Genomic DNA, 9,286 nt, shown 5'->3' with positions numbered 1-9,286 from the left:
ATAGCAAGAGTGAACCACCTGATCCCTTCCCGAACTCAGAAGTGAAACCTCTTAGCGCTGATGGTAGTGTGGGGTTACCCATGTGAGAGTAAGTCATCGCCAGCTCATTATTCGAAACACCCCCTGATACGTCAGGGGGTGTTTTTTTATGTGTGGTGAAAAAAGGAAAAAGGGAAAGAAAAAAGATAGAGGAGGAGTTGAAGTAACATTAATAATTAATCTAATTAAATAGTTCATTTATAAGATGAATCGTTCCTAATAAAAGAATAAATTAGCTGAATAATGAGTCTAAAAAAGACAAAAAATCGGGCGTTCTGTTCAAAATTATGCTATAAAAAATAAAACGGCATAAAAATTGCTTATAAAGTGCGGTTAATTATAGGGGGAGTTATTAATGAAATTAGCGATGGGGTTAAAGGTTGCGAATTCCTTATCATTAACACCTCAATTACAACAAGCCATTCGTTTATTGCAGCTTTCAAGTTTGGAGTTGGAACAAGAAATTCAAATTCAACTCGACAGTAATCCTCTATTAGAGAAAGTTGAAGAACAAAATACCGTTGAAAGTTTAAATAGCTTACAAGAACAAGAAAGGGAAAATAAAGACTTAACCAATGAATTAAATGCCGATCATTTACCTGATGAGTTACCAGTGGATACAGAATGGGATGATGTATATACCCATCAACCAACAAGTTTAGGTGCTGCTGAATTTGAAGAGCGCGAAGATAATCGGCAGGGGCATCAAAGTTTACAAGCGCATATGCTTGAGCAAGTTAATCTTTTACACTTTTCTATGATCGATAAACTAATTGCACACTGTATTATCGATGCTTTAGATAACAAAGGGTTTTTAGATTGTGAATTAAATGAAATTACCCAATCGGTTCAGCATCTTCTAGACTCTATGGATTATGAAGAAGAAGTCGAAGATGACGAAGTTTTGGTGGTTTTAAAACATATTCAACGTCTAGATCCTTTAGGTGTAGGTTCACGTAATCTCGCTGAATGTTTAATGGTACAAGTTGAAAATCTTCCTGAACATGTCGAATATCGATATGAAGCTATTTTATTATTGAAAAATTATGAGTTGCTGATTACCAATGAATTACCTAAGTTAATTAAGCAAACGGGTTTAAATACGGAACAACTTAAACTAGCCATTTGTTTGTTAAAAACATTAAAAGCACATCCAGGGCAAGAGTTTGAAGATAAAGATTCAGACTATCAAATTCCAGATTTAGTGGTGCTAAAAAAGAATGAACATTGGTTGGTACAGTTAAATCCTGATGTAATGCCAAAGCTACGAGTGAATTCTTTCTATGCCAATATGATCAAGCGTGCAGATCAAAGTGACGATAATCAATATTTACGTAATCAAATGCTTGAAGCTAAGAATTTCATTAAAAGCATTGATGAACGACATAAAACTTTATTAAAAGTGGCAACCTGTATTGTGGAGCATCAACGAGCGTTCTTTGAACAAGGGCCTGAGGCAATGAAGCCTTTGGTCCTGCGAGATATTGCGGAAGAAGTTGAACTCCATGAATCCACAGTTTCCCGTGTAACCACAAATAAATATATGCTCACACCACGTGGATTATTTGAGTTGAAATATTTCTTCTCAAGTCATGTTGGAACATCGTCTGGTGGGGAAGCATCTTCGACGGCAATTCGTGCAAAAATTAAAAAGTTGATTGCAGAAGAAAATACACGTAAGCCTTTGTCTGATAATGCAATTGCAGTTTTGCTTAATGCAGAAGGTATTGATGTTGCTCGTCGTACAGTTGCGAAGTATCGTGAATCGTTACATATTCCATCATCTTCAGAGCGAAAAGTGTTGATCTAAATTTGAAAATCTGACTATTCTAGAGGTTCATTATGACGAAATAATGAATCTCTTTTTTTATAAGGAATGGCCGAAATGATCTGATTGTGTAAATGTATGCTTCGCATATTGAGTTGGATGATTCGGCTTGAACTTTTCCAGTCCTGAAAGAAGGTGAGGAATAGAATTATGCAGATTACAATTCGTGGCCATCATTTAACAATTACGCCAGCAATAGAAGAAAATATTCGTCTTAAATTTGCGGAAATGACCAAACATTTAGATCAGGTCAATAGTATGCAAGTCAAACTGACTAAAGATCATCAGGTTGATAAACGTTCAAAAAAAGGTAGTGATAATCATATTGCGGAAGCGATTATACGATTACCTGGGACAGAACTTTTTGCACAAGCGTGCGCTGATGATATGTATACCTCGATCAAAAAATTGTCTGAAAAATTAAAAAAACAATTACATAAACATCGAAAAATGCAGCTCATTTATATGCCTTTAACGGTTTAGATTGTAAATTGTACAAAAAGAGGTTTTTTATAACCTCTTTTTTTATATATAATGTATGTGACTAATGAATTATTTTTTAGATTTATAGTAAAATGACGGGTTTTACACCGTTAGTCCTATATGGGGTCTTGTGATGAATAGTGAACAGCTCACTGAAATTTTAAAAGCTGCTTTTCCAGAAGCTGAGGTTGCAGTTAGTGGGCAAGGCGGCAAATTTGATCTACGCATCGTCGATGATCAATTTGAAGGCAAACGTCCTGTTGCTCGTCAACAATCTGTTTATGCACCTTTGAACTCCTACATTGCCAGCGGTGAAGTACATGCAGTAACAATTCGTGCAATGACCAAAGAAGAATGGCGCAAAGCAAGCTTATTCGGAGCTTAATAATTAATGGATAAATTTCTGATTCAGGGCGGTACTAAGCTCGAAGGTGAAGTTCGTATTTCTGGTGCGAAAAATGCTGCATTGCCATTACTCGCTGCAACTATCCTTGCGGATACACCTATTACATTAACTAATGTGCCAAATCTAAAAGATGTGAACACCTTAGTGAAATTGATCGCAGGTTTAGGTGTTCAAATCAGTTATGAAGGTGATACGGTTAAGGCTGATACTTCTAGCTTAGATAACCAATTTGCACCATATGAACTCGTGAAAACCATGCGTGCATCTATTTTGGTGCTTGGCCCGTTATTGGCGCGCTATGGTAGTGCAAAAGTGTCTTTGCCGGGTGGATGTGCAATTGGTTCACGCCCTGTAGATCAACATTTAAAAGCTTTAGAAGCACTTGGTGCTGAGATCGAAGTTGAAGCAGGTTATGTGCATGCCAAAGTGGATGGTCGTCTAAAAGGTGGCGAAGTTGTCTTTGATATGGTCACAGTTGGTGGTACTGAAAATATTCTAACTGCTGCGGTTCTTGCAGACGGTGTAACGACCATTCGTAACGCGGCTCGTGAACCTGAAATTACCGATCTTGCTAATATGTTGATCAAGATGGGTGCAAAAATCGAAGGTTTGGACACAGATACTTTGGTTGTTACAGGTGTTGAAAGCCTACATGGCTGTGAATATGCCGTTGTTGCTGATCGTATTGAGACAGGTTCTTATCTCGCTGCAGCAGCGATCACTGGCGGTAAAATCAAAACCACACATACTGATCCAAACTTGTTGGAGTCTGTGCTAGATAAATTTGAAGAAATGGGCGCGGAAGTTACGCGCGGTGAAGATTGGATTGAACTGGATATGATGGGTAAACGCCCGAAAGCAGTTAGTTTCCAGACTTTACCACACCCAGAATTTCCAACCGATATGCAAGCACAGCTTATGGCTGTGAATGCAATTGGTCGTGGTTTTGCCACAATTTCTGAAACGATTTTCGAAAACCGTTTCATGCATGTACCTGAATTAGCACGTATGGGTGCCAATATTCAGGTTGAAGGTAATGATGCTGTTGTTACAGGTGTAGAGAAATTATCTGCTGCACCCGTGATGGCAACTGATTTACGAGCTTCTTTCTCATTGGTTTTAGCAGCACTTGCCGCTGATGGGGAAACGTTGATTGACCGTATCTATCATATTGACCGTGGTTATGAAGATGTTGAAGCGAAGTTACAAGGTTTAGGTGCCCAAATTAAGCGAGTAAGTTAATGAGCGATATGAGAAACGATGATCCCAATTTTGACGTAATGGGCAATTTTGATCATGGTTTAACTTTAGCATTAAGTAAGGGACGTATCTTAAAAGAAACTTTGCCATTGTTGGAAACAGCTGGCATTAACTTATTGGAAGATCCGGATAAATCTCGTAAGTTAATTTTTCCAACGACCCATAAGCACGTACGTATTTTAATTTTACGTGCTTCTGATGTACCAACTTATGTTGAAAATGGTGCTGCAGATATTGGGGTGGCAGGTAAAGATGTGCTGATGGAGCATGGTGCACAAAATGTGTATGAACCATTGGACTTAAAAATTGCCAACTGTAAGTTAATGACGGCTGGTAAAGTCGGCATGGTTCGTCCGAAAGGTCGTTTAAAGATTGCAACCAAGTACGTCAATTTGACCCGTCAATATTATGCAAGCTTAGGCGAGCAAGTTGATGTGATCAAACTGTATGGTTCTATGGAACTTGCGCCATTGGTTGGTTTAGGTGATTACATCGTCGATGTTGTGGATACCGGGAATACTTTACGTGCCAATGGTTTAGAGCCTTTGGAAGAAATCTGTAAAGTGTCTTCACGTTTAATCGTGAACAAGGCAAGCTTTAAACGTAAACAAACTTTGTTGAATCCAATTCTTGCACAGCTAGAAAAAGCCGTGGAAGAACGCGAGCAAGCAAAAAAAGCATAAGTCGTTAAATTCTTAGCGCTATGCTGACCAAACCGCTCAAATCTGGGCGGTTTTTTTATGAAAACTAAAAAATAATGATAAAACTGTATTTTCACTAATTTTAACGAAAGTTATTTTCAATAAAACTCCACATGAACACATGCGATAGATGTCCACAAGCTGCTGTAAAACAGGTAAACTAATCTTTTCCAATAGATTACCTTGTGGGTAAATTGATGCGACGTTTATCGACTCAAGATCAAAACTTCAAGCAAGCTTTTGCTGACTTGTTGGCTTTTGAAACTGTGAATGATCCAGAACTTTTAAAAACCGTTGACCAAATCATTGCTGATGTTCGTCAGCATGGTGATGCTCATGTTCTTAAATTGACACAGCAGTTCGATCGACATCCAGCGCATCAATTCTCAGAATTAGAGCTGACACAAGAACAGCTGAAAGCAGCATTTGATGGTTTAAGTTCAGAAGTGCGTGAAGCCTTAGAACTTGCTGCGAACCGTGTTCGTGAATTTCACCAAGCACAAAAGCAAGACGGCTGGACCTATGTTGATGCTTTAGGAAATACCCTTGGTCAAAAGGTCACACCGCTGGACCGTGTAGGTATCTATGTACCAGGCGGTTTAGCTTCTTATCCGTCTTCTGTATTGATGAATGCTGTACCTGCGCATGTTGCTGGCGTGCCTGAAATTATTATGGTGGTGCCTGCGCCGAATGGTGATTTGAATCCATTGGTTTTGGCAGCAGCTTACTTAGCCGGCGTACACCGTGCATTTACCATTGGCGGCGCGCAAGCGGTTGCAGCATTGGCTTACGGCACAGAAACAATTCCATCTGTGGACAAAATTACTGGCCCGGGCAACCGTTTTGTTGCTGCAGCAAAACGTGCGGTATTTGGTCAAGTTGGCATTGATATGATTGCAGGGCCATCCGAAATTTTGGTCTATGCAGAAGGTCAAAACAATGCTGAATGGCTGGCTATGGATTTGTTGTCGCAAGCGGAACATGACACTGTGGCTCAAGCGGTGTTCATTACGCCAGATGCGGATCTTTTAGATCAAGTGGAACAATGGATTGAAAAGCATTTAGAAGCTTTGCCTAAAGCAGATATTGCGCGTACTTCAATCGAAAACCGCGGCGCATTGGTTTTAGTCAAAGACCGCGCTGAAGGCGCTGAATTGATTAACCAGGTTGCGCCTGAACATTTGATGCTGTGCTTAGATCAAGCGCAGGAAATGGCTGAAGATATCCGCCATGCCGGTGCAATTTTTATGGGTCGATATACGCCTGAAGCGATTGGTGATTACTGTGCAGGTCCAAACCACGTGTTGCCTACTTCGGGCACAGCGCGTTTTTCATCACCACTCGGTGTTTATGATTTCCAAAAGCGCTCAAGTTTAATTATGTGCTCTGAAGATGGTGTGAAAAGTTTAGCGAAAACGGCTGATACATTAGCGCAGCAGGAAAACTTAGATGCGCATGCGCGTTCAGCACGCTATCGTTATCAGTAAGAAAATATAGACTAGGTGAAAAACTTAGTTTTCCAAAAATATAAACCTCTCCCTAACCCTCTCCTGAAAGGAGAGGGGAAATCTCATAAAATGAATATTCCTCTCCCTGAACGAGCTTTAAGGATTCCTTTAAAGCGAAGTGCAAGAGAGGTTAGGAGAGGGTGAGAAAGAGCAAAATAAAATGCCAAATATTACCGCTGAACAAATGCGTTTTTGGAGTCCTGATGTACGTGAATTAGAGCCGTACACACCGGGTGAACAGCCTAAAATCCAAAATATTTTAAAACTCAATACCAATGAAAACCCGTATCCGCCATCGCCAAAAGTGGTGGAAGCAGTTCAAAAAGTGTTGGCAAATTCTGCTGATGTTTTACGTTTATATCCAGATCCAGATGCGTCTGAGTTAAAGCAAGCGATTGCAAAACAGCAGCAAGTACCTGTTGAGCAGGTCTTTGTCGGCAATGGCTCGGACGAAGTGCTGGCGCACATTTTTAAAGCCTTTTTTGTGCAAGAACTGCCGGTTCTGTATCCTGACATTACCTACAGTTTTTATCCGGTATATAGCCAATTTTTTGGTATAGCTGCCAATACTAAAATTTTGCCCCTGAACGATGACTTTGAAATTGTGGTGGATGACTATAAACAACCTAATGGTGGCATCATTATTACCAATCCGAATGCGCCTACGAGTATTGCTTTAGGTTTGTCTGCAATTGAGGAAGTGTTGCAAGCCAATCCGAATTCAGTGGTTGTGATTGATGAGGCGTATGTCGATTTCGGTGCGGAATCTGCTGTGGCTTTGGTTGCGAAATATGAAAACCTTGTGGTTTGTCAAACGACGTCTAAGTCGCGTTCACTTGCCGGTTTGCGCGTTGGTTTCGCGATTGCGCAGCCGCATTTAATCGCAGCGCTTGAGGCAGTAAAAAACAGCTTTAACTCCTATCCGATGGACCGTTTTGCGATTGCAGCAGCCGTGGCGTCATTTGAGGATCAAGCGTATTTTGAAGTGCAAAATGCCAAGGTGATTGCGAGCCGTGAAAAGCTTGTAGAGCAGCTGTCTGAGCTGGGCTTTAAGGTATTGCCGTCTGCGGCAAACTTTATTTTTGCATCATTGCCTAATAAAGATGCAAGTGAGTTGGCTGCTGATTTGCGCGAACGCGGAATTATCGTGCGTTATTTTAATAAGCCGCGGATTAATCAATTCCTTCGTATCACCATTGGTACAGATGAACAAAATCAGCGCCTTGTAGATACTTTGAAAAACGATATTTTGGCTTAATCTTTGCAATCTCCGCGAAATGTAAATCTAGCCTAATCTTCCTTTTTTAAAAGGAAGTTGGGATAGATAGATCAAAAAAGCGATTCAATAGAATCGCTTTTTTGTTATTCAGGTTTATGCCAGGTATTTAACAAATTCAGCATCGCTTCGACTTTATCAAAACATTCTTGATATTCAGCATCGCAATCTGATGCGATGGTGATTCCGCCGCCCGCCCACAGCGAAACCTGATCTTGGTATTTTTGAATAGAGCGGATCAAAATATTCCAAGAGCCCGTGCCATCGTGATTAAAATAACCCATCGAGCCGCAATAGGCGCCGCGCGGGGAGCCTTCAAGTTCTTCAATGATTTGCATCGCACGAATTTTAGGCGCGCCGGTAATCGAACCGCCCGGCAGGGCAGACATCAGAACCTCAAAAGGGTGTACATCGGTTTTCAGCACGGCCTCAACTTCACTGACCATGTGATGCACTTGATTAAAACTTTCAATATCAAAAAGTTTAGGTGTTTTTACAGAACCTGTTTCTGCATAAACACTCAAATCATTACGCAGTAAATCGACAATCATGACATTCTCAGCCATGTCTTTTTCAGATGATTTTAACCGTTGTTTTGACTGCGCATCTAAAACTGGATCTTCATAGCGAGGCATCGTGCCCTTGATTGGCTTAGTAATCATCTTGCGTTCAGGCTTAAAATCTATAAAAAGTTCAGGCGAACAACTTAAAATTTCAAAATCATCAATACGTAAGTAGCCTGAATATGGTGCATCAGTCAGTGACCAAAATTCTTGAGCAGTATCTAAGAGTGAACCGTTTGCTTGAGCTGTGAATTCTTGTGTTAAATTAATTTGATAGCAATCGCCCGCTGTAATATATTCCTGAACTTGATCAAAGGCTTTTGTGTAGTCTGACTTGGACCATCTTGCAGTACATTTTTGTCTTAATTTAAATTGATTCTGAGCGATCTTGGTTTGAATTAGGTGATCAATGTAGTCGTAAATCTTAGCTGCAGAATGATCAGAACTATAAAAATACCAACCATCATTTTCTAGTCTTAAGTAACTAGAAAATTGCCCCAAAAACAAGCGAGGTTGCGCTTTGGCATGCAGGGAAATCTGTTGTTGCGCTGCATAATCATAGCTAATAAAACCAGCCCAGCCCCCAGAAAACCCGCTGCCTAATTTTGAACATAAATCTTGGAAGGCAATATTTTGCAAGGGCTGAGTATCAGATTCCTCATATTGATCTAAATTGGTACGGACATAAGCTTTAAGTTCAGCATTCTTAAATTGCTGATATTGATTTGCCAAAAAGCAAATAACAGGTTGGTTTTGATCTTCTAAAAAAATCACATGTGACAAGGGTGCAAGCGCTTGCAAAATTTTTTGAGCACTAACATTTTGTTTGAGAATAAATTTTTTAAAAGAAATTGGCTTTTGCATCAACAGAAAAATTAACTTTAAAGAATAAAATGGATTTTATACCATTCCTAATTCATTTGGTTTGCAAATACCGTTTATCGGTAAGAATTAGATTGCGACCAACAACAGTTGAACAAATTTCAGCTTGGATATAATTTAATCGAGCGAGCAAACAACTCAAGGAAAGATTTAACAGTTGTCACAAAATAATATTACAGCTGAATAAATCGAGTGGTTGAAAATCAAAAAAAATAAGGCTCTAGACTAGCAGAATAGATATGTTAGTCTAGAATCATGATAGAAAACAGTAAATTAAGTCACTATAAGATTAAAAAAATTATTCAGTGCTTTTGCATTGATATTCCTGCTTCTAAAACAG

8 protein-coding genes, 1 rRNA gene and 1 pseudogene are annotated in these 9,286 nt (G+C 39.7%); 9 read left to right on the top strand and 1 reads right to left on the bottom strand.

Annotated elements, in window-relative coordinates; all coding sequences use genetic code 11:
- The 8 genes from rrf to hisC all read left to right on the top strand — a co-directional run.
- Positions 1-105: ribosomal RNA gene (rrf, locus tag FTU17_RS15985) — 5S ribosomal RNA — on the top strand; the annotation flags it as partial.
- 289 nt (positions 106-394) lie between these two features.
- Positions 395-1,849, top strand: a complete 1,455-nt coding sequence (locus tag FTU17_RS15980) for an RNA polymerase factor sigma-54 (RefSeq protein WP_180136004.1) — start codon at positions 395-397, stop codon at positions 1,847-1,849.
- Between the two features lie 168 nt (positions 1,850-2,017).
- Positions 2,018-2,350 carry a ribosome hibernation-promoting factor, HPF/YfiA family gene (gene hpf / locus FTU17_RS15975; RefSeq protein ID WP_078191195.1) on the top strand — a complete coding sequence of 111 codons (333 nt, stop codon included), beginning with the start codon at positions 2,018-2,020 and terminating at the stop codon, positions 2,348-2,350.
- 133 nt (positions 2,351-2,483) lie between these two features.
- Positions 2,484-2,735, top strand: coding sequence for a BolA family iron metabolism protein IbaG (ibaG, locus tag FTU17_RS15970; protein WP_078191194.1), 252 nt, complete (start codon positions 2,484-2,486; stop codon positions 2,733-2,735).
- A gap of 6 nt (positions 2,736-2,741) precedes the next feature.
- Complete coding sequence (murA, locus tag FTU17_RS15965; protein WP_078191193.1) at positions 2,742-3,998, top strand: UDP-N-acetylglucosamine 1-carboxyvinyltransferase; 1,257 nt, start codon at positions 2,742-2,744, stop codon at positions 3,996-3,998.
- On the top strand, positions 3,998-4,699 hold the full coding sequence (gene hisG / locus FTU17_RS15960) for an ATP phosphoribosyltransferase (protein ID WP_180021457.1): 702 nt from the start codon (positions 3,998-4,000) through the stop codon (positions 4,697-4,699). Before murA ends, hisG begins: the two co-directional genes overlap by 1 nt.
- Before the next feature lie 203 nt (positions 4,700-4,902).
- Complete coding sequence (gene hisD / locus FTU17_RS15955) at positions 4,903-6,204, top strand: histidinol dehydrogenase (RefSeq protein ID WP_180136002.1); 1,302 nt, start codon at positions 4,903-4,905, stop codon at positions 6,202-6,204.
- A gap of 181 nt (positions 6,205-6,385) precedes the next feature.
- A complete protein-coding gene (hisC, locus tag FTU17_RS15950; RefSeq protein WP_168378497.1) occupies positions 6,386-7,483 on the top strand; it encodes a histidinol-phosphate transaminase in 1,098 nt (365 codons plus the stop codon).
- 104 nt (positions 7,484-7,587) lie between these two features.
- Here the strand turns inward: hisC and pabB are convergent, their stop codons facing one another.
- Positions 7,588-8,928 (bottom strand): aminodeoxychorismate synthase component I, encoded by a 1,341-nt coding sequence (pabB, locus tag FTU17_RS15945; RefSeq protein ID WP_180136000.1) that lies wholly within the window; start codon positions 8,926-8,928, stop codon positions 7,588-7,590.
- A gap of 273 nt (positions 8,929-9,201) precedes the next feature.
- Here pabB and FTU17_RS15940 point away from each other — a divergent pair.
- A pseudogene (locus FTU17_RS15940) lies at positions 9,202-9,286 on the top strand (IS1595 family transposase); the annotation flags it as partial.

The sequence above is a fragment of the Acinetobacter sp. YH12070 genome (assembly GCF_013419625.1).
In the GTDB taxonomy this organism is placed as follows: Bacteria; Pseudomonadota; Gammaproteobacteria; order Pseudomonadales; family Moraxellaceae; genus Acinetobacter; species Acinetobacter amyesii.
This window is presented reverse-complemented; position numbering and strand designations above follow the sequence as displayed.